This is a genomic window from Citrobacter sp. Colony219 (assembly GCF_019382635.1).
GTDB lineage: Bacteria > Pseudomonadota > Gammaproteobacteria > Enterobacterales > Enterobacteriaceae > Citrobacter > Citrobacter youngae.
Window position 1 is genome coordinate 1,433,485 of the sequence record NZ_CP080033.1, and the last position, 25,350, is coordinate 1,458,834.

The 25,350-nt window shown below is 52.9% G+C and carries 19 protein-coding genes; 14 read left to right on the top strand and 5 right to left on the bottom strand.

What is annotated here, in order from left to right:
• Positions 1–53: 53 nt before the first annotated feature.
• Together sbcC and sbcD are read right to left on the bottom strand one after the other, a co-directional pair.
• Positions 54–3,197, bottom strand: coding sequence for an exonuclease subunit SbcC (gene sbcC, locus JTI85_RS06105; RefSeq protein ID WP_219352266.1), 3,144 nt, complete (start codon positions 3,195–3,197; stop codon positions 54–56).
• Positions 3,194–4,396, bottom strand: a complete 1,203-nt coding sequence (sbcD, locus tag JTI85_RS06110) for an exonuclease subunit SbcD (protein ID WP_124021490.1) — start codon at positions 4,394–4,396, stop codon at positions 3,194–3,196. Before sbcD ends, sbcC begins: the two co-directional genes overlap by 4 nt.
• Before the next feature lie 190 nt (positions 4,397–4,586).
• On the opposite strand from sbcD, the gene phoB reads away from it, so the two are divergent.
• The 6 genes from phoB (at position 4,587) to malZ (ending at position 13,701) form a co-directional block, all read left to right on the top strand.
• Positions 4,587–5,276, top strand: a complete 690-nt coding sequence (gene phoB / locus JTI85_RS06115) for a phosphate response regulator transcription factor PhoB (protein WP_003021496.1) — start codon at positions 4,587–4,589, stop codon at positions 5,274–5,276.
• Positions 5,277–5,326: 50 nt separating this feature from the next.
• Positions 5,327–6,622, top strand: a complete 1,296-nt coding sequence (gene phoR, locus JTI85_RS06120; protein ID WP_219352268.1) for a phosphate regulon sensor histidine kinase PhoR — start codon at positions 5,327–5,329, stop codon at positions 6,620–6,622.
• Positions 6,623–7,029: 407 nt separating this feature from the next.
• A complete protein-coding gene (brnQ, locus tag JTI85_RS06125) occupies positions 7,030–8,349 on the top strand; it encodes a branched-chain amino acid transporter carrier protein BrnQ (RefSeq protein WP_040232748.1) in 1,320 nt (439 codons plus the stop codon).
• Between the two features lie 81 nt (positions 8,350–8,430).
• Complete coding sequence (gene proY / locus JTI85_RS06130) at positions 8,431–9,804, top strand: proline-specific permease ProY (protein WP_048212450.1); 1,374 nt, start codon at positions 8,431–8,433, stop codon at positions 9,802–9,804.
• 414 nt (positions 9,805–10,218) lie between these two features.
• A complete protein-coding gene (locus tag JTI85_RS06135) occupies positions 10,219–11,739 on the top strand; it encodes a hypothetical protein (RefSeq protein WP_219352269.1) in 1,521 nt (506 codons plus the stop codon).
• A 144-nt stretch (positions 11,740–11,883) separates the two neighbouring features.
• On the top strand, positions 11,884–13,701 hold the full coding sequence (gene malZ / locus JTI85_RS06140) for a maltodextrin glucosidase (RefSeq protein WP_219352271.1): 1,818 nt from the start codon (positions 11,884–11,886) through the stop codon (positions 13,699–13,701).
• Here the strand turns inward: malZ and JTI85_RS06145 are convergent.
• Positions 13,695–14,597, bottom strand: coding sequence for a LysR family transcriptional regulator (locus tag JTI85_RS06145; protein WP_101741810.1), 903 nt, complete (start codon positions 14,595–14,597; stop codon positions 13,695–13,697). The genes malZ and JTI85_RS06145 overlap by 7 nt on opposite strands.
• Positions 14,598–14,870: 273 nt before the next feature.
• Between JTI85_RS06145 and JTI85_RS06150 the strand changes: the two genes are divergently transcribed.
• The 3 genes from JTI85_RS06150 (at position 14,871) to JTI85_RS06160 (ending at position 18,120) form a co-directional block, all read left to right on the top strand.
• Positions 14,871–15,512, top strand: a complete 642-nt coding sequence (locus JTI85_RS06150; protein WP_048212446.1) for a hydrolase — start codon at positions 14,871–14,873, stop codon at positions 15,510–15,512.
• 172 nt (positions 15,513–15,684) lie between these two features.
• Positions 15,685–16,230 (top strand): antibiotic biosynthesis monooxygenase, encoded by a 546-nt coding sequence (locus tag JTI85_RS06155; RefSeq protein WP_121584286.1) that lies wholly within the window; start codon positions 15,685–15,687, stop codon positions 16,228–16,230.
• 21 nt (positions 16,231–16,251) lie between these two features.
• Positions 16,252–18,120: an amidohydrolase gene (locus JTI85_RS06160; protein WP_219352272.1), complete on the top strand. Its 1,869-nt coding sequence runs from the start codon at positions 16,252–16,254 to the stop codon at positions 18,118–18,120.
• Between the two features lie 60 nt (positions 18,121–18,180).
• On the opposite strand, the gene JTI85_RS06165 is transcribed toward JTI85_RS06160, so the two are convergent.
• The gene (locus JTI85_RS06165) at positions 18,181–18,783 is read right to left on the bottom strand and encodes a peroxiredoxin (RefSeq protein WP_048212444.1); all 603 of its coding nucleotides are present in this window, start codon (positions 18,781–18,783) and stop codon (positions 18,181–18,183) included.
• 168 nt (positions 18,784–18,951) lie between these two features.
• The gene (gene acpH / locus JTI85_RS06170) at positions 18,952–19,533 is read right to left on the bottom strand and encodes an ACP phosphodiesterase (protein ID WP_048212443.1); all 582 of its coding nucleotides are present in this window, start codon (positions 19,531–19,533) and stop codon (positions 18,952–18,954) included.
• A gap of 293 nt (positions 19,534–19,826) precedes the next feature.
• Between acpH and queA the strand changes: the two genes are divergently transcribed.
• Genes queA through secF form a run of 5 tightly spaced genes read left to right on the top strand, consistent with a single transcriptional unit; the run spans position 19,827 to position 25,292 of the window.
• A complete protein-coding gene (gene queA, locus JTI85_RS06175) occupies positions 19,827–20,897 on the top strand; it encodes a tRNA preQ1(34) S-adenosylmethionine ribosyltransferase-isomerase QueA (RefSeq protein ID WP_115643784.1) in 1,071 nt (356 codons plus the stop codon).
• Positions 20,898–20,952: 55 nt separating this feature from the next.
• Entirely contained in the window at positions 20,953–22,080 is a 1,128-nt protein-coding gene (gene tgt, locus JTI85_RS06180) for a tRNA guanosine(34) transglycosylase Tgt (RefSeq protein ID WP_003021535.1), read from the top strand.
• A gap of 22 nt (positions 22,081–22,102) precedes the next feature.
• The gene (gene yajC, locus JTI85_RS06185) at positions 22,103–22,435 is read left to right on the top strand and encodes a preprotein translocase subunit YajC (protein ID WP_003021544.1); all 333 of its coding nucleotides are present in this window, start codon (positions 22,103–22,105) and stop codon (positions 22,433–22,435) included.
• A 27-nt stretch (positions 22,436–22,462) separates the two neighbouring features.
• The gene (gene secD, locus JTI85_RS06190) at positions 22,463–24,310 is read left to right on the top strand and encodes a protein translocase subunit SecD (protein WP_003021547.1); all 1,848 of its coding nucleotides are present in this window, start codon (positions 22,463–22,465) and stop codon (positions 24,308–24,310) included.
• 10 nt (positions 24,311–24,320) lie between these two features.
• Positions 24,321–25,292, top strand: coding sequence for a protein translocase subunit SecF (gene secF / locus JTI85_RS06195; protein ID WP_003021550.1), 972 nt, complete (start codon positions 24,321–24,323; stop codon positions 25,290–25,292).
• Positions 25,293–25,350 lie beyond the last annotated feature (58 nt).

Here is a 25,350-nt window from a genome sequence, read left to right on the forward strand (position 1 = left end):
TGCCGGATGGTGCTTACGCTTATCCGGCCTGTGAAACCACACCCACAGGGTGATTACTCCACTGCAAACATCTTGTCGAGTTTGCTGTAACCTAATCCATTGATTTTTTTAACCTTGATTTGCACGGGAATACGTTCTTTCATCGCTTCAACGTGGCTTATCACGCCAATGGTCTTGCCAGTGGCGTTCAGGGCATCCAGCGCGTTGAGGGCGGTATCCAGCGTTTCACTGTCCAGCGTGCCGAAACCTTCGTCGAGGAACAGGGAGTCAATACGTGTTTTGTGACTGACCAGGTCGGACAACGCCAGCGCCAGCGCCAGGCTCACGAGGAAGCTCTCGCCGCCGGAGAGCGTGCGGGTATCACGCACGGCATCGGCTTGCCAGGTATCCACCACTTCAAGTTCCAGCGCCTCACTGGCCTTGCGTTGCAACAGATAGCGACCGTGCAGGCGGGTTAACTGGTTGTTGGCCAACCAGACCAGGTTATCCAGCGTCAGTCCCTGGGCAAATTTGCGGAATTTATCACCTTCTTTCGAGCCGATCAGCGCATTCAGGTAACCCCAGTCTTCGACCAGCAGTGAGGCCTTTTCAATCTCTTGCATCAGGGTCTGCTGCTGCTGGCGGTTTTCGGCATCCTGCCTGAGCTGCTGGCGAATTTCGCCCTGGCGCGTGGTGTTATCCCGCAGTTGTTGCGTGAGCTGCGCCAGTGCATCGCGAAGATAGTCCACGGTGAGTGTGAGATCCGCGCCGGCAGGCGGTTGCTGCTGATGCGTTGCCAGCGCCTGCTGAGCCTGGTTAAGCAGCGTTTGCGCCTGTTGTAGTTGGCCTTCCAGCGATTGCTTAAGCTGCTCAAGATGGTTAAACGCCTCTTCATCAAGCAGGGCGGCAAGGAAGGTGTCGCGATCGGCAAAGATGCTGGCCTGCAATGCGCTATCAAACTGTGCCTGAATCTCTGCTGCGCGTTGTGCCTCCTGGGCTTCCTGCTGTTGCAAGGTTTGCCACTGTCCCTGTAATGAGAGGCAGTCATCGTGCACCTGCCGCCAGTTTTCCAGCGCCAGGCTTTCTGTCGTTTCTTCCTTCGCGCCGGTTTCGGGCAATGTTTCCAGCAATGGCGCAAGCTGTGCCATTTTCGCCTGGAGCTCGGTCAGTTCATTTTGGCGACGCTGCCACATCTGCGCTTCGCCCACACGTGCGTTAAGCCAGGCGGTGATATCGTCATCGGCAGGAAGCGACAGACCGTAGCGGGCTAATTCAGCGAGAAGCGTAGTCTGCCGCTGTTCAATATGCAGTTGAAGCTGGGTTATCTGTTCGGAATGTGCAGTAATTTGTGCCTGCAGGGCATGACGCAGGCTCAACTGGTGAAGCTGTTGTTCGTGTTCTTCCTGGGCTGCAAGCCAGGGGGCGATATCATCCTGCGGTTGCAACGTTATGTTCAGACTGGTAGTCAGCGTCTGCCACTCTTTAGTAAGTGCTTGCTCCTCCTGAGAAAGCGTCTGTACCTCGCGTTCATCGCGCTGTAGCTGTTGGGTTATCGCGTCGAGCTGCCCGCGTAGCGTTGACCCCTCATCGGCCAGCGTTTTGGCCTCTTTTTCTAATGCCTCACGCCGCGCCTGATTGACGCTGAGTTCGAGGGTCTGATAGTGCTCAATGGCCGGATGTGTCGTGGAGCCACAAAGCGGACAAGGCTGTCCGGACTGCAGTAAAGCACGCTGGCTTTCCAGATCTTTAATCCGTGCTTCCTGTTCGCAGAGCGTTTTCACATCGGTTAGATGCTGATTTTTATCTTTATAGCGCTGACGTTTTTCTGCCAGGGCCGCGTTGCGTTGTGCTTGCTCCTGCTGGCGCTGCTGAATTGTGGTGCGCAGCTGTACCAGTTGTTTTTGTTTCGGCGCAATTTGTCCATGCAGATTGCTCAGTTGCTGGCGTAATGGACGCAACTGTGAGTGCTGCGCCAGCGCTACCGTGACCTCTTGCGCGCTAAGGGCCAACGAGGGAAGCGGCAGTGCATCCAGCTTGCGCACGTCGCTGTCGCGTAGTTTTTGCCACTGACGTAGCTGCTCGTTAGCGTCAGATTGCTGTGCCAATAGCGCTTTCCATCCTGCCAGTTCGCTGCTCCATAAGCGGAAACGGTCATGTTCGTTCAGCCAGTCGGTTAGCGCCTGCTGTTCGGTGAGCAGGGTCGCCGACTGTTTTTGTGCCTGCTGACGGATGCGCCCGCGCAGCGCTAAGCTGCTTTGTAAGCGAGCATTCACTTCCTGAATATTCTGTCGTGTTCGGCGGAGCGTGGCGGATTGTTCCTGAATTCGCTCCCAGTACGGACGCAATGCTCTGGCGGGATGTGCCAGGCTGAGTGTCGCCAGCTGCGGTTGTGCTTTATCTTGCGCCTCTTTTGCGGTCTGTAATGCTTGCTGGTGGCGGCTTACTTCTGCCTGTAGCTCATTTTGTCGGATGAGCCAATTAAGATGCTGTTGCTGGATTTGCTGACGGGTAAGATGCTGTTTTTCTTCGTCAGTAAGTACCTGCAAACTTTCTGTCAGAGACTGTACCTGCTCTGGTGCTAACAGCGCCACGCCGCTGGCCTGGGCCTGCAGTTTTTCCAGCTCCGTACGCGCTGCTTTGTGCTTTTCAAACACCATGGCGGAGATTTGGCCGTAAATTTCTGTGCCGGTCAGCTCTTCCAGCAGTTCGGCGCGCTCTTTCGGTTTGGCATTGAGAAATGCGGCAAACTGGCCCTGAGACAGCAGCATCGAGCGGGTAAAACGGCCGTAATCCAGCCCGGTAAGCTCGGCGGTCATTTCCAGCTTGTCTTTAACTTTATCGGCGAGAATTTTGCCATCGGCGCAACGAGCCAGTTCGACACGCGGAACCTGCAGGTTACCTTCTGGTTGATTGCGCGCGCGGTTCTGGCTCCAGAATGCGCGATAGGCTTCGCCTCTGACTTCGAATTCAACTTCGGCCAGACATTCCGCCGTATCGCGAGTCATCAGGTCGTTTTGCGACTGCGATACGGTATTGAGTCGTGGTGTTTCGTGGTACAGCGCGAGGCAAATGGCGTCCAGCAGGGTGGTCTTCCCGGCACCGGTTGGACCGGTGATGGCGAACAGCCCGTTGCTGGCAAAAGGCTCTGCCGTGAAATCAACTTTCCATTCCCCTTTCAGAGAGTTGAGGTTTTTCAGACGCAGGCTGAGAATTTTCATGCTTCGGTCTCCCCGGCGAGCGTGTGTAAGGTTGTGCTAAACAGCTGATTCAGGCGCTCACGCTGTGGATCGTCGAGTTCTTCCAGTGCCAGACGGCGGTCAAACACCTCCGTCACGCTTAATTCACTCAACGTTTCACGTCGTTCATTGGCCATGATGCGCTCGCGTTGTTCACGACTACGACGCACCAATAAAACCTCTACCGGTAAATCTTCGGTCAGAGTCTGGATTTTGCGCTGCATATCATGCAGATAGTCATCGGTCGCGATTTCTATATCTAACCACACCGGCGGTTCCTGTTGCGTGCCACGCCATTGTTCCAGCTGTGCGCTAATCGTCGCTAAATCGCCTTTCAATACGGCAAGTTGTTGGGTTACTGGTACGATGAGGTTTTCAACGGCGCTCAGCTTACCGTTTTCAAAGCTCACCAGGTGGACGCATTTGCTTTTGCCGCACTCGTCAAAACTCAGTGCAATCGGGGAGCCGCAATAGCGAATATGTTCCGTACCGCCGATGACCTGTGCCCGGTGAATATGTCCCAGCGCGATGTAATCCGCCGGTGGGAAATTTTGTGCCGGAAAAGCATCCAGCGTCCCAATATAAATATCGCGTACGGCGTCACTTTTACTGGCGCCGACGGTGGTCAGATGCCCTGTCGCAATAATTGGCAGATTCTGGTCGCCACGCAGCGCGCAGGCGTCCTGATATTGCTGTTGGTAATAGTCGGTGATTGCACCTAATAAATGCTGCTGTTTTTCGTGACCGGTTAGCCCCGCCTGACTGGTAATGATGTCACGCGGACGTAAGAAAGGAACCGGACACAGGATAGCCCCCGGCGTGCCGTCGCGTTGAGGTAGCACTTGCGGCGCGTGGCCGGCGCTGGCAACGACCGTGGTGTTGAGGAACGCCAGAATATCGCGGGATTCATTGAGTGTGGCAACGGAGTCATGGTTTCCTGCCAGCACGACCAGATGACAGCCTGTTTGCTGTAGATTGACAACAAAACGGTTATACAACTCGCGGGCGTAACTTGGCGGTGAACCGGTATCAAAAATATCACCTGCCACAATAATGGCATCCACCTGATGGGATTGTGCCGTTTCCAGCAGCCAGTCGAGAAAGGCCTGGTGTTCAGCGGCGCGGCTCTTGCTGTAGAAATTTTGGCCCAGATGCCAGTCAGACGTGTGGAGGATGCGCATAAGTGTTCCATGACAAAAAAACGATGGCGGAGATTATAACCTTGCAAGGACGGTAATATCTTGTTTCCGGGCTGTCATAATTCGCCTGGCTGCGTTAAACCTGGACTATCTTTTCATAAATCTGTCATAAAAGTGACGCATAATGCCACGGTATTGATGGCAAACGATTTAATTATAAACAGGGCAAATCATGGCGAGACGTATTCTGGTCGTAGAAGATGAAGCTCCAATTCGTGAAATGGTCTGCTTCGTGCTCGAGCAAAACGGTTTTCAACCCGTAGAAGCCGAAGACTATGACAGTGCTGTGAACCAACTTAATGAACCCTGGCCGGATCTCGTCCTGCTTGACTGGATGCTTCCCGGCGGCTCGGGTCTACAGTTTATTAAACACCTCAAGCGGGAAGCGATGACGCGGGATATCCCCGTGATGATGCTGACGGCGCGCGGTGAAGAAGAAGACCGTGTGCGGGGTCTGGAAACCGGCGCGGATGACTATATTACTAAGCCGTTCTCTCCGAAGGAGCTGGTGGCGCGTATTAAAGCCGTTTTACGACGTATTTCCCCCATGGCGGTGGAAGAAGTTATCGAGATGCAAGGGCTGAGTCTTGACCCTACCTCGCACCGTGTGATGACCGGCGAGGATCCACTGGATATGGGACCCACCGAATTCAAATTGCTCCATTTCTTTATGACCCATCCTGAGCGTGTCTACAGCCGCGAGCAATTACTCAATCATGTGTGGGGGACCAACGTATATGTAGAGGACCGGACGGTCGATGTGCATATTCGCCGGTTGCGTAAAGCGCTGGAGCATAGCGGACACGATCGTATGGTGCAGACGGTACGCGGGACGGGATATCGCTTTTCGACCCGCTTCTGACTGACAAGAATAAGGGCCTGAGGGATTAGGCTGTAAATGGAGTAAGACGTTTGCTTGAACGATTGTCATGGAAAAGGCTGGTGCTGGAGCTGATCCTCTGCTGCATACCGGCTTTTATCCTTAGCGCTTTTTTTGGTTATCTACCCTGGTTTTTACTGGCGTCGGTAACGGGCCTGCTTATCTGGCATTTCTGGAATCTATTACGTTTGTCCTGGTGGCTATGGGTCGACAGAAGTATGACGCCCCCGCCGGGGCGCGGCAGTTGGGAGCCGCTGCTGTACGGCCTGCATCAAATGCAATTGCGTAACAAAAAGCGCCGTCGCGAATTGGGTAACCTCATTAAACGCTTTCGCAGCGGCGCCGAATCACTGCCCGACGCAGTGGTGCTAACCACCGAAGAAGGCGGGATTTTCTGGTGTAACGGACTGGCACAGCAGGTTTTAGGGTTACGCTGGCCGGACGATAGCGGGCAAAATATCCTTAATCTGCTGCGCTACCCGGAATTTACGCTGTATCTGAAAACACGCGACTTTAGTCGGCCAATTAATCTGGTACTCAACACCGGACGGCATCTGGAAATTCGCGTGATGCCCTATACCGATAAGCAACTGCTGATGGTGGCGCGCGACGTTACGCAGATGCATCAACTGGAAGGTTCCCGACGTAACTTTTTCGCCAACGCCAGTCATGAGCTGCGCACGCCGCTGACGGTGCTGCAAGGCTATCTGGAAATGATGCAGGAGCATCCGTTGGAAGGGACAACGCGCGAAAAAGCGCTGCATACCATGCGTGAACAAACGTACCGTATGGAAGGGTTAGTGAAGCAACTGCTAACGCTGTCAAAAATTGAGGCTGCGCCGACGCTGCAACTGAATGAGAAGGTCGATGTGCCCATGATGCTGCGCGTGGTTGAGCACGAAGCGCAAACCCTGAGCCAGCAAAAACATACGTTTACTTTTGATGTTGATAACAGCCTGAACGTGTGGGGCAACGGGGAGCAGTTGCGTAGCGCTATCTCGAATCTTGTGTACAACGCGGTGAACCACACACCAGCGGGAACACACATTACCGTACGTTGGCAGCATGTGGCCTCGGGGGCGGAGTTTTGCGTGGAAGACAACGGTCCGGGCATTGCCGCCGAGCATATTCCACGCCTGACCGAGCGTTTTTATCGCGTAGATAAAGCGCGATCGCGGCAAACGGGCGGTAGCGGACTCGGGCTGGCCATCGTTAAGCATGCCCTGCATCATCACGACAGCCGTTTGAATATCGACAGCGAACCAGGCCAGGGAACGCGATTTAGTTTCGTGATCCCGGAACGTTTAATTGCCAAAAATAGCGGTTAAAACGTATTCGTAAGTTTATCTTTCCAAAAGCCAGCGCGAGCTGGCTTTTTTTGTTGTAGTCAATAAATAGCTCCTGAATTTTACGACGTTTGATTGTTTTTTGTTCGCATGATTACCCATGTCTTTTTCCAGGGAATGGTGTTTTGTGCTGGTTCAATTTTTCATATCACTATATTGTTCTGGTTTTTAGATCCCACCTTGCTTTAAAACGTTATAAGCGTTTAAATTGCGCATCAAATGCTGTCATACCGACTGCATTTACGCGGTAAATCGAAAAACTATTCTTCGCCGCGCCAGGCCGGGAGAATTTCCCGCTGGAATTGCTTAAAAATGCCGCTGTATCATCCCGCAGGGAAAGGCAGAAAATTAAACGTTTTCAACACCACATCCACAGGCAGTAAGACTTTATGACCCATCAGTTAAAATCGCGCGATATTATCGCACTGGGATTTATGACATTTGCACTGTTCGTTGGTGCAGGTAACATTATTTTCCCCCCAATGGTTGGTTTGCAGGCAGGCGAGCACGTCTGGACCGCGGCCTTTGGCTTCCTGATTACCGCCGTAGGCCTGCCGGTACTTACCGTGGTCGCATTGGCGAAAGTGGGCGGCGGTGTGGACAGCCTGAGCACGCCTATCGGTAAAGTTGCCGGTCTGCTGCTGGCTACCGTCTGCTATCTGGCCGTGGGGCCATTATTCGCCACGCCGCGTACCGCAACGGTTTCGTTCGAAGTTGGGATTGCACCGCTGACCGGTGATTCTGCGCTGCCGCTGTTCATCTACAGCGTGGTGTACTTCGCGATTGTGATTCTGGTGTCACTGTATCCCGGCAAACTGCTGGATACCGTGGGCAACTTCCTTGCTCCATTGAAAATTCTGGCACTGGTTGTGCTTTCCGTGGCGGCGATTGTCTGGCCAGCGGGCCCGATCAGCAATGCGATGGAAGCCTATCAAAACGCGGCATTCTCGAATGGCTTTGTGAACGGCTATCTGACGATGGATACGCTGGGCGCGATGGTATTTGGTATTGTTATTGTTAACGCCGCCCGCTCGCGTGGCGTTACCGAAGCGCGTTTGTTGACCCGTTACACCGTCTGGGCTGGGCTGATGGCGGGCGTGGGTTTAACGCTGCTGTACCTTGCGTTGTTCCGTCTGGGTTCAGACAGTGCGACGTTGGTCGATCAATCTGCTAACGGTGCGGCAATTCTGCATGCGTATGTTCAGCACACCTTCGGTGGTGCAGGCAGCTTCCTGCTGGCGGCGCTGATTTTCATCGCCTGTCTGGTCACCGCGGTTGGCTTGACCTGTGCGTGCGCAGAGTTCTTTGCCCAGTATGTTCCACTGTCTTATCGTACGCTGGTATTTATCCTCGGCGGCTTCTCGATGGTGGTCTCTAACCTGGGCCTGAGCCATCTGATTCAGATCTCTATTCCGGTGCTGACGGCTATCTATCCGCCATGTATCGCACTGGTTGTATTAAGCTTTACCCGCTCATGGTGGCATAATTCTTCCCGCGTCATTGCACCTGCGATGTTTATCAGCCTGATTTTTGGTATCCTTGATGGCATTAAAGCTTCTGCAATTGGCGATGTCTTACCAGCCTGGACCCAGCGTTTACCGCTGGCGGAGCAGGGGCTGGCGTGGTTGATGCCAACAGTCGTGATGGTGGTCCTGGCCGTTATCTGGGATCGCGCAGCGGGTCGACAAGTGACCTCCAGCGCACACTAATATCACTGACAATAAGTTTTAACCACGGGGCTATTAATATGGCCCCGTGGTTTTTTTATTGTGTTAACAGGTTAGGAATCGATGGAAAGTAATAACAAGCTAAAGCGTGGGCTGAGCACCCGGCACATTCGCTTTATGGCATTAGGTTCAGCAATTGGTACCGGGCTGTTCTATGGTTCAGCCGATGCCATCAAAATGGCGGGGCCGAGCGTGTTGCTGGCCTATATTATCGGCGGCGTGGCGGCGTATATTATTATGCGTGCGCTGGGCGAAATGTCAGTTCATAACCCGGCTGCCAGCTCTTTCTCGCGCTATGCGCAGGAAAACCTCGGACCGTTGGCTGGTTACATTACCGGCTGGACCTACTGTTTTGAAATCCTGATTGTCGCCATTGCCGACGTGACAGCCTTTGGTATTTACATGGGCGTCTGGTTCCCGGCCGTACCGCACTGGATTTGGGTACTCAGCGTAGTGCTGATTATCTGCGCCATCAACCTGATGAGCGTGAAGGTGTTTGGCGAGCTGGAGTTCTGGTTCTCGTTCTTCAAAGTCGCCACCATTATCATCATGATTGTCGCCGGTTTCGGTATCATCATTTGGGGGATTGGCAACGGCGGGCAACCGACCGGTATCCATAACCTGTGGAGCAACGGCGGTTTCTTCAGCAACGGCTGGCTCGGCATGGTGATGTCGCTGCAAATGGTGATGTTCGCTTACGGCGGGATTGAGATTATCGGGATTACCGCAGGCGAAGCCAAAGACCCGGAAAAATCTATTCCGCGCGCCATCAATTCTGTACCGATGCGCATCCTGGTGTTTTATGTGGGGACACTGTTCGTCATTATGTCTATCTACCCGTGGAACCAGGTCGGTACCGACGGTAGCCCGTTCGTTATGACATTCCAGCATATGGGCATTACCTTTGCAGCCGGGATCCTCAACTTTGTCGTCCTGACTGCGTCGCTGTCGGCCATCAACTCTGACGTCTTCGGTGTGGGGCGTATGCTGCACGGTATGGCAGAGCAGGGCAGTGCTCCGAAAATGTTCGCCAAAACGTCGCGTCGTGGCGTGCCGTGGGTAACAGTGATGGTGATGACCATCGCGCTGTTGTTTGCGGTGTATCTTAACTACATTATGCCGGAAAACGTCTTCCTGGTGATCGCTTCGCTAGCAACGTTCGCCACGGTTTGGGTGTGGATTATGATCCTGCTGTCGCAGATCGCCTTCCGTCGTCGTCTGCCGCCGGAAGAGGTCAAAGCGCTGAAGTTTAAAGTACCGGGTGGGGTAACGACGACCGTTGTTGGCCTGATTTTCCTGGTCTTTATCATCGCTCTGATTGGCTATCATCCGGATACCCGAATTTCGCTGTACGTCGGTTTTGCGTGGATTCTCCTGCTGCTTGCAGGCTGGGTATTCAAACGCCGTCGCGAGCGCCAACTGGCTGAAGTGCAGTAATTTTTTTACTGGGTGGTAATGTTGGTTCGTAGTTGAATTTGGCAATTGCTCTTTATTTAAAAAACGAAGTTGAATAATCAACTTCGTTTTTATTTGTATAAACATGGTGAATGTTTAGTGTTTAATAATGAAAGATAATAATCATTTTCTTTGTTTGCCATCAAACTATTATGAGCGTTTTTTGAAAGTTTGATGAGGGTTTTTATGTTATTTTTCTGCTGCTTTATGGTTTTTATATTCCTTCTTGTAAAGTATAACTATTATTAATGAGATTAAATGAGGAACTTTATGGGTATAAATGATATTCCAGCAGACTGCTCTACAAAGAGTAGAACTCATAATAACCCGGGAGTTAGGGGTAATAGTATATGTGAGGTTTCTGTCTTTAACTCTAAAACTAACAAATTAGTTGGAGTGGCAAATAGTGGACAAACACCCACAAATATTAGTGGTTTAATATCACAAGGACCACGGCCATTACCACAGGCCGGTATAAAGAAGGCCAGTATAGAGATTTGTGTGCCGAAACCTTCACCAGGAGCGGTACGCGCGCAGGCGTCGGTGCAGACCCCTCCGCCGGTGCCGCCCCGTACAGATGTGCACAAGCAGGCGTCGGTGCAGACCCCTCCGCCGGTGCCGCCCCGTACAGATGTGCACAAGCAGGCGTCGGTGCAGACCCCTCCGCCGGTGCCGCCCCGTACAGATGTGCACAAGCAGGCGTCGGTGCAGACCCCTCCGCCGGTGCCGCCCCGTACAGATGTGCACAAGCAGGCGTCGGTGCAGACCCCTCCGCWGGTGCCGCCCCGTACAGATGTGCATAAGCAGGCGTCGGTGCAGACCCGCCCGCAGGTGCCGCYCCGTACAGATGTGCACAAGCAGGTGTCGGTGCAGACCCCTCCGCAGGTGCCGCTCCGTACAGATGTGCACAAGCAGGCGTCGGTGCAGACCCCTCCGCCGGTGCCGCCCCGTACAGATGTGCACAAGCAGGCGTCGGTGCAGACCCCTCCGCTGGTGCCGCCCCGTACAGATGTGCATAAGCAGGCGTCGGTGCAGACCCGCCCGCAGGTGCCGCYCCGTACAGATGTGCAYAAGCAGGYGTCGGTGCAGACCCSYCCGCAGGTGCCGCTCCGTACAGATGTGCATAAGCAGGCGTCGGTGCAGAATACCCCACGGCCTGCACCCCCTGGAGCAGAAGACTTGCGGAGGTCGGAGTTAAAACGTGAAGTTCTTCTACAGCCAGAAACAAAGGTAATGAGTAATCCAAAGAGCCATGTAGCGAAAAATGCAACTATTCAAGCGGAGAATGTCGCTAAGGTAAAAAACGACGTTGTAAAGAAAAATAGTGTTCCAGAAAAAAAATCACTTAAGAATAAAATCCTGCAACTTAAGAATAAAATCCTGCAATTTTTTAGTATTCACCACAGCAAGGATGCCTTGCTAAATCTGGAACAGAGAAAAGCTTTAGCTTATGAAAATAGGGACTTAATTAATAAAGGTGTTAGGAATATTCTTGCTCTCGATGTATCTCAAAGTAATGAATCAACACGTCTTGAAGCATTTGGGGTTTTTAGGGGGGCGCATCTCGAAGCCAATAACACTAAAACATATTTTCAAGAAACCATAAATAAAATGGCTGAAGGTAATGGAGAGCTGTTTAATGGTGGTGACGATGTAGTTGCTTTCTTTAATATATTCAAATATGCCATCAATCAGGCATACACTGAAATGAAAAGTGGTCAAGACAAGGAGACAGCCAAGGATGCTTTCAACGAAATGGTGTCATTGCTCGGTTCAATGCAACAGCATTTTGCCAATGCCGATAAAAATACCTATAACTTTAATAATGTAGCGCAAGTTATGTTCAGTGGTATGCCTGAAGCGCTCTCCCATCTAAATTTGGAAAAGCCTACTTTCAATTTGCCTGATGGCCAATAAGTATTCATTGTTTACCGGGTAGTCTGACGTTACCCGGTAATTTTCTCCTCCCCCGCACTCCTCCCCCAATAAACGTTAAGATGATGAGTGATCCTGTACTTCGCTATGGCAAGGTGTCGTCATTATCATCAAAGGGGATACGTGATGTTGAACGCCTGGCACCTTCCGGTTGCCCCATTTGTGAAGCAAAACAAAGATCAACTGACGATTACATTATGGCTGGCAGGGGAAAATCCTCCTCAGCGGGTGACGCTACGCGCGGAAAACGATAACGAAGAAATTTCTCTGAGCATGCACAAACTGCGTAGCCAACCGCAGCCGGGCGTGAACGCGTGGCGAGCGGCGATCGATCTTACCAGCGGACAGCCCCGCCGACGCTATAGCTTTAAATTACTGTGGCGCGATCGCCAGTTGTGGTTCACCCCGCAGGGATTCAACCGCTTTCCGCCTGCGCGTCTGGAGCAGTTTGCTGTTGATGTACCGGATAACGGTCCGCAGTGGGTTGCCGATCAGATTTTTTATCAGATTTTCCCGGATCGCTTTGCCCGCAGCCAGTCGCGTGAAGCGACTCAGGATAACGTCTATTACCACCACGCGGCCGGACACGACATCGTGCGGCGCGAATGGGATGAACCGCTTACGGCTCAGGCCGGTGGTTCGACGTTTTATGGCGGAGATTTGGACGGCATCAGCGAGAAACTGCCGTATCTGAAGACGTTAGGGGTAACGGCGCTGTATCTGAATCCGGTGTTTATCGCGCCGAGCGTACATAAATATGATACTGAAGATTACCGCCATGTTGATCCGCAGTTTGGCGGCGACAGGGCGCTGCTGCGCCTGCGTCACAACACGCAACAGCAGGGCATACGGCTGATTCTGGACGGTGTCTTTAACCATAGCGGCGATTCGCATGCCTGGTTTGACCGACATCATCGCGGGACGGACGGGGCGTGCCATAACCCACACTCCCCCTGGCGCGACTGGTACCATTTCTCTGATGATGGGGTTGCGCTGGACTGGTTGGGGTACTCAAGCCTACCCAAACTGGACTTTTCCTCTGAAAGCCTGGTAAATGAAATTTATCGTGGCGAAGACAGCATTGTTCGCCACTGGCTAAAAGCACCGTGGAGTATGGACGGCTGGCGTCTGGATGTCGTGCATATGCTGGGAGAGGCCGGTGGCGCACGTAATAACTTGCAGCATGTCGCCGGAATTACGCAGGCGGCGAAAGAAACCCAGCCAGAGGCGTATGTGGTGGGTGAACATTTTGGCGATGCGCGTCAGTGGTTGCAGGCCGATGCGGAAGATGCCGCCATGAACTATCGCGGTTTTACTTTCCCCCTCTGGGGATTCCTCGCCAATACCGATATTTCATACGACCCACAATCTATTGACGCTCAGACCTGTATGGCGTGGATGGATAGCTACCGCGCGGGGTTGTCGCATCAGCAGCAGTTGCGGATGTTTAATCAGCTCGACAGCCACGATACCGCCCGTTTTAAATCTCTGCTTGGTAAAGACGTTGCACGGTTACCGCTGGCGGTGGTGTGGCTGTTTACCTGGCCTGGCGTGCCCTGTATTTACTATGGCGACGAAGTGGGGCTGGATGGAAATAACGATCCTTTTTGTCGCAAACCGTTCCCGTGGCAGCCTGAAAAACAGGACGCTGACCTGCTGGCGTTGTATCAACGTCTGGCCAAATTACGTCACCAGATCCAGGCGCTACGCCACGGTGGGTGCCAGGTGATTTACGCCGAGGATAACGTGGTGGTGTTTGCACGCGTGCTAAACCGCCAGCGCGTGTTGGTGGCGATAAACCGCGGCCACGCTTGTGAAGTCGTGCTGCCAGCCTCACCGTTGCTCAATGTCAGTCAATGGCAGCACAAAGAGGGCAAAGGCCAACTCGTCGATGATATCCTGACGCTGCCCGCAATATCGGCTTCAGTCTGGATGAGTCATTGATACAAGCGCGCAATTTCCTCACTGGCCAGCAGCGCGTCTCGCCACCAGCGCTGCGCCAGTCCTTCGCTACTATTGCGCCATGCCATATAGGCGACGTCTTTTTGACGAAATGAGATAACCTTCTTTTCCACCAGTTCACCGCTGGCAATCCATGGGCTGGCAATGTGGCGGGGGAGAAATCCGCAGCCCATTCCCGCCCGCAGCAGCATCACCTTACTGTGGAAATCATCGACGCGAATTTGCGCCTGTTCATCCATCAGGTTGGTCTGTAATGGGTGGCAAAAGCGAGCGCTGTCGCTGATAACAATCGCCCGGTGCAGACACAATTGCTCATTCGTCAGGTCATCAGGCGCGCTCGCCAGCGGGTGTCCTGGGGCGACGACAAAGACATTGTCCAGCGTGCCGAGCATTTTGTAGGACCAGGCCGCTGACGTTGGTGGTTCATTAATTGCGCCGAGGATAATATCCGCCCCGTTATGGGTCAGCTCTTCCCATGAACCCGCCAGCGTGTGGTGGGTGAAGTTGAGACGGGTCTGTTTATTAAGTGCATGAAATTCATCAATAATAGGTAGCAGCGCGGCAAAGGGAAAGGAATCATCGAGCGCTATTGCCAGCTCCTTTTCCCAGCCGGAACTTAGCTGTATTGCCTGCTTTTCGAGATCTTTTGCCGCACTCAGCAGTAGACGCCCCTTTTCCAGCATCATCCGTCCGGTGTCGGTGAATTTTGCCCGGTGTCCGGAACGGTCAAGCAATTCGATGTTCAGATCGCTTTCCAGCTTCTGAATCATATAGCTGAGTGCCGCAGGGGTTTTAAACAGCGATTCGGCCGCCGCAGCAAATGACCCCTGTTTGTCGAGTGCGTCGAGGATCAGCAGAACATCCAGATTGAGGCGCATAAGCAGAAAATATCCTGAAAATTAAACCTCTCTGTTTTACCGAATGGAGAAAAACAATGCCAGTGAATAAATTAGATGGGTCATGCGCATTTTTTTGATGTTGTTTAGGATATATCGCAACACAGAACGAATAGTTTCACAGGACGGTAAGTTTTCTTTAATAACTCGTTAGAAATTTCCCGCTATACTCAACAAGCTTTCTGATTCAGGATCCTGCTGCTGACGGCAGATACAGACCGTTACCTTTTAACTTATTGATTAAGAAGGTGTGCTATGTCTATTCGGGAACTGATTGACCCTCAAAACTCTACGCTAATTTTTATTGACCATCAGCCGCAAATGTCATTTGGTGTGGCGAATATTGATCGCCAGACATTGAAAAATAATACCGTTGCATTAGCCAAAACCGGGAAAATATTCAATGTTCCAGTAATTTATACTTCAGTAGAAACGAAAAGTTTTAGCGGATATATCTGGCCGGAATTGTTAGCTGTTCATCCTGATGTGAAACCGATTGAACGCACCTCGATGAACTCCTGGGAAGATGCAGCCTTTGTTAAGGCGGTAGAAGCGACCGGGCGTAAAAAACTGATTATTTCCGCGTTGTGGACCGAAGTGTGCCTGACCTTCCCGGCGCTGATGGCGCTGGAAGCGGGCTACGAAGTGTATGTGGTAACAGACACTTCAGGCGGCACGTCGGTGGATGCCCATGAACGTTCCATCGATCGCATGGTGCAGGCGGGTGCTGTACCTGTGACCTGGCAACAGGTTCTTCTTGAGTACCAGCGCGACTGGTCCCGCAAAGAAACCTACGACGCCGTTATGGATTTGGTGCGTGAACACAGCGGCGCCTACGGTATGGGTGTGGATTACGCGTATACCATGGTGCATGGCGCGCCGGAACGTAAAGCCTGAATACACGCCATCTTTCATGTTGCCTCTTTGTTGGCTTAGTTTGCGTACTCCGGTCACTGACTTATGTAAGTGACCGGGGCTACACAATCTTGCCGCCTCGATGTTTCACGAATAATTGTGTATTGCTTTCATGGCTTAAGCAGGTCAATTTCCCTTTAGCAAGGAACCTTTCATGGCGCAGAACAAACATGTGACGTTGGTAATTACTCACACCCTGCGGCCTGACCAGGCGCAGCGTTATGAGCAGTGGTTGGGGAAAATCATGCCGCTGGCCGCCGAGTTTCCCGGACATCTTGGGGCGAATGTCATTCGACCCACAGATGGACAAAACCTGTGGAACATCATCATTCGCTTCGACACCCTTGAGCATCTGTATAACTGGACTCAATCCGATACGCGCCGGGAGCTGGTTGAGGAAATTGCGCCGCTGCTGGCCGAAGGCGATAAAACAGAAGTGCGCACCGAAGCGGCCTTCTGGTTTACGCCGCCAGCCCCCCATATACGTCAGCCCAAACGTTGGAAGCAGTTTTTGATAACGCTGCTGGTGATTTTCCCCAGTACCAACCTGGTGCCGTGGCTGACCGGTATTCTGCTGCCTTCAATGAAAGGCTCGTTACTCCTGCATCTGATTAATGATGCCTGTGTGGTTGCGCTGGTGGTCTGGTTGTGGATGCCCATCGTAACCCGTCTGTTTGCCGGATGGCTGAAAAAAGCCTGACCGGTTTCTCAGGAGATTGTTATGTCTCAAACTGCCACACTGATTCTGACTCACGGAAAAATTCATACTCTCGAAAAGCAAAGCCCGCAGGTAGAGGCGGTGGCGATCGCTAACGGGAAGATCCTCGCGACGGGTAGTCACGATCGGGTAATGAGCTTTGCGACCGATGGTACGCAGATTGTCGATCTGCAGGGACACACCGTGATCCCGGGTTTAAATGATTCGCACCTGCACCTCATTCGCGGTGGGTTGAACTACAACCTGGAGCTGCGCTGGGAAGGTGTCCCATCGCTCGCAGATGCGCTGCGCATGCTCAAAGAGCAAGCCGATCGGACGCCGTCTCCGCAATGGGTACGGGTGGTCGGCGGCTGGAGCGAGTTTCAGTTTGCCGAACGGCGCATGCCAACCCTGGAAGAACTGAATGAAGCAGCTCCGGATACCCCAGTTTTTGTTCTGCATCTCTACGACCGGGCTTTGCTGAACCGCGCTGCGTTGAAAGCCGTCGGCTACACCAAAGCGACGCCGGATCCGGCGGGCGGTGAGATTGTGCGTGACAGCAACGGCAACCCGACAGGCATGCTGATCGCCAAACCTAACGCCATGATCCTCTACTCGACGCTGGCAAAAGGACCAAAACTGCCGCTGGAAATGCAGGTTAACTCGACCCGCCAGTTTATGCGTGAACTGAACCGTCTGGGACTGACCAGCGCCATCGATGCGGGCGGCGGCTTCCAGAACTATCCGGAAGATTACGAGATAATCGAGCAGTTACACGCCAACAAGCAGATGACGGTGCGTATTGCCTACAACCTGTTTACCCAGCGTCCGAAGCAGGAAGTGGAAGACTTTGAGCGCTGGACGGATATGCTCAAACCCGGGCAGGGAACCGATTTCTATCGTGCTAACGGGGCAGGGGAAATGTTGGTCTTCTCGGCGGCTGACTTCGAAGATTTCCTGCAGCCACGCCCGGATTTACCGGAAGGGATGGAAGAGGAACTGGAGCGCGTGGTGCGCCACCTGGTGGAACATCGTTGGCCGTTCCGCCTGCATGCCACCTACGATGAATCCATCAGCCGCATGCTCGACGTGTTTGAGAAGGTGAACCGTGACATCCCGTTCAATGGCCTGCACTGGTTCTTCGATCACGCCGAAACGATTACTGAACGCAACATCGAGCGGGTAAAAGCGCTGGGCGGTGGCATTGCAGTTCAGCACCGTATGGCATTCCAGGGCGAGTATTTTATCGATCGCTATGGCAAAGAGGCGGTTAAACATACGCCGCCGGTGGCGAAAATGCTGGCGGCTGATGTGCCGGTTGGCCTGGGTACCGATGCTACGCGCGTGGCAAGTTACAACCCGTGGACAGCGTTGTACTGGCTGGTATCAGGACGCACCGTTGGCGGTATGGCGATGTATGATGATAACAACCGTCTGGCGCGCGATGTGGCGCTGGAACTGTGGACAGCAGGCAGTGCCTGGTTCTCCAGCGAGCAGGGTAAGAAAGGGCGTATTGAAAAGGATCAACTGGCAGATCTGGTGGTGCTGTCAAAAGACTATTTCAGCGTGCCGGAAGAAGAGATCAAAGGCATTGAGTCGGTGATGACGATTGTCGACGGCAAGGTTGTTTATGCCGCCGGACATTTCACCCCACTGGCACCGCCGGCCATCCCGGTTGTACCTGACTGGTCGCCGGTAGTGAAGGTGCCGGGGCACTATCGCTCAGCGCCTCCTGCTGCGGCAAAAATTGGCGCAATGGTGCAGATGCATCAGTGCTGTGGCAGCTGCGGCGTACACGGTCATCAGCATGATATAGCGCGTAAATCGGGGATTCCTGTGTCAGATGACCGGGCCTTCTGGGGTGCGCTCGGTTGTTCCTGCTTCGCGTTTTAACGGACGGGTCAGAGCCAATAAAAAAGGCCGCTTTTGCGGCCTTTTTTCGATTCATGCCAATTACAGGCTGGAAACGTTTTCAGTCAGGTATTTTGCTACGCCGTCCGGAGAGGCGTTCATACCTTCTTTACCTTTTTCCCACTGTGCCGGGCAAACGTCGCCGTGTTCTTCGTGGAACTGCAGCGCGTCAACCATACGCAGCATTTCGTCGATGTTACGACCCAGCGGCAGGTCGTTAACCACCTGGTGACGAACAACGCCGTTAGCGTCGATCAGGAAAGAACCACGCAGAGCAACGCCCGCTTCCGGGTGCTCGATGCCGTAGGCTTTCTGGATTTCGCGTTTGATGTCAGCAACCATTGCGTATTTCACTGCACCGATGCCGCCTTTGTCGACAGGGGTGTTACGCCATGCGTTGTGGACAAATTCAGAGTCAAAAGAAACGCCAACCACTTCTACGCCGCGCTTCTGGAATTCTTCGTAACGCTTGTCGAATGCGATCAGTTCAGACGGGCAAACGAAGGTGAAGTCCATCGGCCAGAAGAACAGAACGGTGGTTTTACCGTTGGTATGCTGTTTGAAGTTGAAGTTATCAACAATCTCACCGCTACCCAGTACCGCAGCTGCTGTGAAATCCGGAGCCTGACGAGTTACCAGTACCATATAATTCTCCTGCAAAGTTAAGGGGTTTTTGGAACGCAACGCGGGCCAGTATAGAGAGTGTTCGGGAATAAGACAAAGAGGCGCTGGCAATCAATGAGACAGGTTTTGTCTATCAATCTTTTGCCGGATGACGGCTACTGCTTATCCGGCGCGTCATGCGGGCTACAATCAAAGGGTTTTACGCCGCGCCTGGTCCATCATTTGCGGATAAAACTGCCAGAATCGTTCTTCTAACGCATCGTAATGCGTATTGAGGTCATACCATGAGTCGCGCAGGGCATCGAGACGTGGACGGCGACTGGCCATGCCGTTGAGTACGTTCTGGATAAAATCCATGTCGCGATAGCGCTCAAGCCATTTCTCTGACCACATATAATTGTTCAGATTAATAAAGCGCGGCGGTGATTCTGGCAGAATAGTGGCAACCTGGGTGTGCGCGTAGCGCACAAAATCCGTCAGCGGGAAATCGGGAGAGATTTCCGACCAATGGCGCGACAGAAAATGATCCCACATGACGTCCAGTGTAATCGGTGCGACGCGACGCGTTTCGCTACGAAACCACTCCTTGGCTTCACGCACCTGTGGCAGGTTATCGGTCATTACGTCGATGCGACGGTGCATGAAGATGCCTTCCACCACGTCGGGCGAATAGTGCGTTTGGGGATTACCCCGGACAAAATCGGCCAGCAGATTGCCGGAAAGCGAGCTATCGGCAAGGTGGGCCAGATGCAAATGTGCAAGAAAATTCATATCCACTTCATCCTTCAAACTGCSTCTTTGTTRGCTRCTGAGTTACTCGTCTCGTCCTGAGACTCGCCCTTACGGGCCGTCGCTKTGCGACGTTCAAATCTGTTCCTGACAGATTTGTCRCTCACCCCAGTCACTTACTTGAGTAAGCTCCGGGGACTCATTCAGTTGCCGCCTCGATGCATCTTGAATGATTTTGTGTATAGATTATGTCTCTTAACTTGAGGGGTAAAGGTTGCAGGGAGAACGCCCCGGCACTAGACTACCCGCCTCTTATTTTAGTCTGAGTCAGTGTCATGCGCGTTACCGATTTCACCTTTGAATTACCCGAATCCCTGATTGCCCACTATCCGCAAGCTGAGCGCAGCAGTTGCCGCTTGCTGTCACTGGATGGGCCGACGGGCGCGCTGACGCACGGTACTTTCACTGATTTGCTCGATAAGCTCAACCCTGGAGATCTGCTGGTCTTTAATAATACCCGCGTGATCCCGGCTCGTCTGTTTGGCCGTAAAGCCAGTGGCGGCAAGATTGAAGTGCTGGTCGAGCGTATGCTGGATGACAAACGTATTCTGGCGCATATTCGTGCTTCAAAAGCGCCGAAGCCGGGCGCAGAGCTGCTGCTGGGCGATAACGAAAGCATTAAAGCAACGATGGTGGCGCGCCATGACGCGCTGTTTGAAGTTGAGTTTAACGACGAACGCAGTGTGCTGGATATTCTGAACGCCATCGGCCACATGCCGCTGCCGCCATATATCGATCGTCCGGATGAAGACGCCGACCGCGAGCTGTACCAGACCGTGTACAGCGAAAAACCGGGCGCGGTCGCCGCGCCGACCGCCGGTCTGCACTTTGACGAACCACTGTTGGCAAAACTGCGTGATAAAGGCATTGAGATGGCGTTCGTTACGCTACACGTCGGCGCGGGTACTTTCCAGCCGGTGCGCGTAGACACCATCGAAGATCACATCATGCACTCCGAGTATGCGGAAGTGCCGCAGGATGTGGTTGATGCTGTGCTGGCGGCGAAAGCCCGCGGCAACCGCGTGATTGCAGTAGGTACCACCTCCGTACGTTCACTGGAAAGCGCAGCGCAGGCAGCCAAAAACGACCTTATTGAACCGTTCTTCGGCGATACGCAGATCTTCATCTATCCAGGCTATCAATACAAAGTGATAGACGCGTTGGTGACCAACTTCCATCTGCCGGAATCGACGCTGATCATGCTGGTTTCCGCATTTGCTGGCTACAAAAACACCATGCGCGCCTATCATGAAGCGGTAAAAGCGGAATATCGCTTTTTTAGTTACGGTGATGCCATGTTTATCACGTACAATCCGCAGGCTATTTCTGAGCGCGTTGGGGAATAAGTTTCCGCGATGAGTGTTTATAACGTCGGACTGTTTTTCTGACGCAGGAGTTAAAATGAAATTTGAACTGGACACCACAGACGGTCGCGCTCGCCGCGGCCGCCTGGTTTTTGATCGTGGCGTAGTGGAAACGCCTGCTTTTATGCCGGTCGGTACTTACGGCACAGTAAAAGGTATGACGCCGGAAGAAGTTGAAGCGACCGGCGCACAGATCATCCTGGGCAACACTTTCCACCTGTGGCTGCGCCCGGGTCAGGAAATCATGAAGCTGCACGGCGATCTGCACGATTTCATGCAGTGGAAAGGCCCAATCCTCACCGATTCTGGTGGCTTCCAGGTATTCAGTCTGGGCGACATCCGTAAGATAACCGAGCAAGGCGTGCATTTCCGTAACCCGATCAACGGCGATCCAATTTTCCTCGATCCTGAGAAGTCGATGGAGATTCAATACGATCTCGGTTCCGATATCGTGATGATCTTCGACGAATGTACGCCGTATCCTGCCGACTGGGACTATGCTAAACGCTCGATGGAGATGTCTTTGCGTTGGGCGAAGCGTAGTCGCGACCGTTTTGATAGCCTCGGCAACAAAAATGCGCTTTTTGGCATCATTCAGGGCAGTGTTTACGAAGATTTACGTGATATCTCCGTCAAAGGTCTGGTAGATATCGGCTTTGATGGCTACGCTGTCGGCGGTTTGGCTGTTGGTGAACCGAAGGAAGATATGCACCGCATTCTGGAGCATGTTTGCCCGCAGATTCCGGCTGATAAACCGCGTTACCTGATGGGCGTCGGTAAACCAGAAGATCTGGTTGAAGGCGTGCGTCGCGGCATCGATATGTTTGACTGCGTGATGCCAACGCGAAATGCCCGTAATGGTCATTTGTTTGTGACTGACGGCGTGGTAAAAATTCGTAACGCGAAACATAAAAGCGACACCAGTCCGCTCGATGCTGAGTGTGATTGCTACACCTGTCGCAATTATTCGCGCGCTTACTTGCATCATCTTGACCGTTGCAACGAAATATTGGGCGCGCGACTCAACACGATTCATAACCTTCGCTACTACCAGCGTTTGATGGCGGGTTTACGCAAGGCTATTGAAGAGGGTAAATTAGAGAGCTTCGTGACCGATTTTTACCAACGTCAGGGTAGACCAGTTCCACCTGTGAACGTTGATTAATTTTAATAATGAGGGAATTTGAATGAGCTTTTTTATTTCTGATGCGGTAGCGGCAACAGGTGCTCCGGCGCAGGGCAGCCCGATGTCTCTGATTCTGATGCTGGTGGTGTTTGGTCTGATTTTCTACTTCATGATCCTGCGCCCGCAGCAAAAGCGTACCAAAGAACACAAAAATCTGATGAACTCCATTGCGAAAGGCGATGAAGTGCTGACCAACGGTGGTCTGGTGGGTCGCGTGACCAAAGTAGCAGAATCTGGCTACATCGCTATCGCGCTGAACGACACCACTGAAGTGGTTATTAAACGTGATTTCGTAGCTGCCGTTCTGCCGAAAGGCACCATGAAGGCGCTGTAATTTATTGTTTTCCCAAAGGGAACTGCCGTGTTAAACCGTTATCCTTTGTGGAAGTATGTCATGCTGATCGTCGTTATTGTCGTCGGTCTGCTCTATGCGCTTCCCAACCTGTATGGTGAGGATCCGGCTGTTCAAATCACTGGCGTGCGCGGTGCCGCCGCCAGTGAGCAAACGCTGATCCAGGTCCAGAAAACGTTACAAGAAGATAAAATCACACCTAAGTCTGTGGCTCTGGAAGAGGGTGCTATTCTCGCGCGCTTCGACTCCACTGATACCCAACTGCGCGCACGTGAAGTATTAATGGGCGTACTGGGCGATCAGTACGTCGTGGCGCTTAACCTTGCTCCGGCAACCCCGCGCTGGCTGGCAGCCATTCACGCAGAACCGATGAAACTCGGTCTTGACCTGCGTGGTGGCGTTCACTTCCTGATGGAAGTGGATATGGACACCGCGTTGAGTAAGTTGCAGGAACAAAATATTGATAGCCTGCGCAGCGATCTGCGTGAAAAAGGCATTCCTTATACTACCGTTCGCAAAGAAGATAACTACGGTCTGAGCATCACCTTCCGTGATAGCAGCGCCCGTGATGAAGCTATCTCTTACCTGAGCAAGCGTCACCAGGATCTGGTTATTTCCAGCCAGGGCAGCAATGCACTGCGTGCGGTGATGACCGATGCGCGTCTGAGCGAAGCCCGTGAATACGCGGTACAGCAGAACATCAACATTCTGCGTAACCGTGTTAACCAACTGGGTGTTGCTGAACCGGTTGTACAACGTCAGGGTGCTGACCGCATCGTGGTCGAACTGCCGGGTATTCAGGATACCGCGCGGGCGAAAGAAATTCTGGGCGCAACCGCGACGCTGGAGTTCCGTCTGGTAAACACCAACGTTGACCAGTCCGCTGCGGCATCCGGGCGTGTACCGGGTGATTCGGAAGTGAAACAGTCTCGTGAAGGTCAGCCGGTTGTGCTGTACAAACGCGTGATCCTGACCGGTGACCATATCACCGATTCCACTTCCAGCCAGGACGAATACAATCAGCCGCAGGTTAACATCTCGCTGGATAGCGCGGGTGGTAACATCATGTCCAACTTCACCAAGGACAACATCGGTAAGCCGATGGCGACCCTGTTCGTGGAGTACAAAGACAGCGGTAAGAAAGATGCTAACGGTCGTGCAGTACTGGTGAAACAGGAAGAGGTGATTAACATTGCCAATATCCAGTCTCGCTTGGGTAACAGCTTCCGTATCACCGGTATCAACAACCCGAACGAAGCGCGTCAGCTTTCTCTGCTGTTACGTGCCGGTGCGTTGATTGCGCCGATTCAGATTGTGGAAGAACGTACCATCGGCCCAACCCTGGGTATGCAGAACATTAAACAGGGTCTGGAAGCGTGTCTGGCCGGTCTGGTGGTGTCTATCCTGTTCATGATCTTCTTCTATAAGAAGTTCGGTCTGATTGCGACCAGTGCGCTGATTGCTAACCTGGTGCTGATTGTCGGTATTATGTCGCTGCTGCCGGGCGCTACGCTGAGTATGCCGGGGATTGCGGGGATCGTCTTAACCCTTGCCGTCGCGGTCGATGCGAACGTACTGATCAACGAACGTATCAAAGAAGAGTTGAGTAACGGGCGTTCGGTGCAGCAGGCCATCAATGAAGGTTATGCGGGCGCATTTAGCTCCATCTTTGATGCGAACATTACGACGCTGATCAAGGTCATCATCCTGTACGCAGTTGGCACCGGGGCAATTAAAGGGTTCGCGATTACTACCGGTATTGGTGTGGCGACGTCGATGTTTACCGCGATTGTCGGTACACGTGCCATCGTAAACCTGTTGTATGGCGGCAAGCGCGTCAAAAAGCTGTCAATCTGAGGAGTGCGAAGTGGCACAGGAATATACTGTTGAACAATTAAACCACGGCCGTAAAGTCTGGGACTTTATGCGCTGGGACTACTGGGCTTTCGGCATTTCAGGTTTCCTGCTGATTGCGGCCATCGTGGTGATGGGCGTACGCGGGTTTAACTGGGGTCTCGATTTCACCGGTGGTACGGTTATTGAAATCACGCTGGAAAAACCGGCCGATATGGACGTGATGCGCGATGCGCTGGAGAAAGCGGGCTTTGTTGATCCGCTTCTGCAGAACTTCGGCAGCAGCCACGACATTATGGTACGTATGCCGCCAACTGAAGGTGCAGACGGCGGTCAGGTGCTGGGCAGCAAAGTGTTGAGTGTGATTAACGAATCCACCAACCAAAACGCCGCGGTGAAGCGAATTGAATTCGTGGGTCCGAGCGTGGGTGCAGACCTGGCGCAAACGGGGGCGATGGCGTTGATGGCGGCGCTGATCTCTATCCTGGTGTACGTCGGTTTCCGCTTTGAGTGGCGACTGGCGGCAGGGGTGGTTATTGCTCTGGCGCACGACGTGATTATCACGCTGGGGATCCTGTCGTTGTTCCATATCGAGATTGACCTGACTATCGTCGCATCACTGATGTCGGTAATCGGTTACTCGCTGAACGATAGTATCGTTGTATCTGACCGTATTCGTGAAAACTTCCGCAAGATTCGTCGCGGTACGCCTTACGAAATCTTTAACGTGTCCCTGACTCAAACGCTGCACCGTACGTTGATTACGTCCGGTACGACGTTGATGGTTATTCTGATGCTGTTCCTGTTCGGTGGTCCGGTACTGGAAGGCTTCTCGCTGACGATGCTGATCGGTGTTTCCATCGGTACCGCATCTTCTATCTACGTGGCATCGGCGCTGGCGCTGAAGCTGGGTATGAAGCGTGAGCACATGCTGCAGCAGAAGGTCGAGAAAGAAGGGGCGGATCAGCCGTCAATTTTGCCTTAACCATCAAGAGTAGAAATACTGGAATCCCGATCGCAAGGTCGGGATTTTTTTTGCCTGT

Coding starts and splice junctions, on each gene's coding strand:
- sbcC (WP_219352266.1), bottom strand. CDS start 3,197: ATGAAAATTCTCAGCCTGCGTCTGAAAAACCTCAACTCTCTGAAAGGG.
- sbcD (WP_124021490.1), bottom strand. CDS start 4,396: ATGCGCATCCTCCACACGTCTGACTGGCATCTGGGCCAAAATTTCTAC.
- phoB (WP_003021496.1), top strand. CDS start 4,587: ATGGCGAGACGTATTCTGGTCGTAGAAGATGAAGCTCCAATTCGTGAA.
- brnQ (WP_040232748.1), top strand. CDS start 7,030: ATGACCCATCAGTTAAAATCGCGCGATATTATCGCACTGGGATTTATG.
- proY (WP_048212450.1), top strand. CDS start 8,431: ATGGAAAGTAATAACAAGCTAAAGCGTGGGCTGAGCACCCGGCACATT.
- malZ (WP_219352271.1), top strand. CDS start 11,884: ATGTTGAACGCCTGGCACCTTCCGGTTGCCCCATTTGTGAAGCAAAAC.
- JTI85_RS06145 (WP_101741810.1), bottom strand. CDS start 14,597: ATGCGCCTCAATCTGGATGTTCTGCTGATCCTCGACGCACTCGACAAA.
- JTI85_RS06150 (WP_048212446.1), top strand. CDS start 14,871: ATGTCTATTCGGGAACTGATTGACCCTCAAAACTCTACGCTAATTTTT.
- JTI85_RS06155 (WP_121584286.1), top strand. CDS start 15,685: ATGGCGCAGAACAAACATGTGACGTTGGTAATTACTCACACCCTGCGG.
- JTI85_RS06160 (WP_219352272.1), top strand. CDS start 16,252: ATGTCTCAAACTGCCACACTGATTCTGACTCACGGAAAAATTCATACT.
- JTI85_RS06165 (WP_048212444.1), bottom strand. CDS start 18,783: ATGGTACTGGTAACTCGTCAGGCTCCGGATTTCACAGCAGCTGCGGTA.
- acpH (WP_048212443.1), bottom strand. CDS start 19,533: ATGAATTTTCTTGCACATTTGCATCTGGCCCACCTTGCCGATAGCTCG.
- queA (WP_115643784.1), top strand. CDS start 19,827: ATGCGCGTTACCGATTTCACCTTTGAATTACCCGAATCCCTGATTGCC.
- tgt (WP_003021535.1), top strand. CDS start 20,953: ATGAAATTTGAACTGGACACCACAGACGGTCGCGCTCGCCGCGGCCGC.
- yajC (WP_003021544.1), top strand. CDS start 22,103: ATGAGCTTTTTTATTTCTGATGCGGTAGCGGCAACAGGTGCTCCGGCG.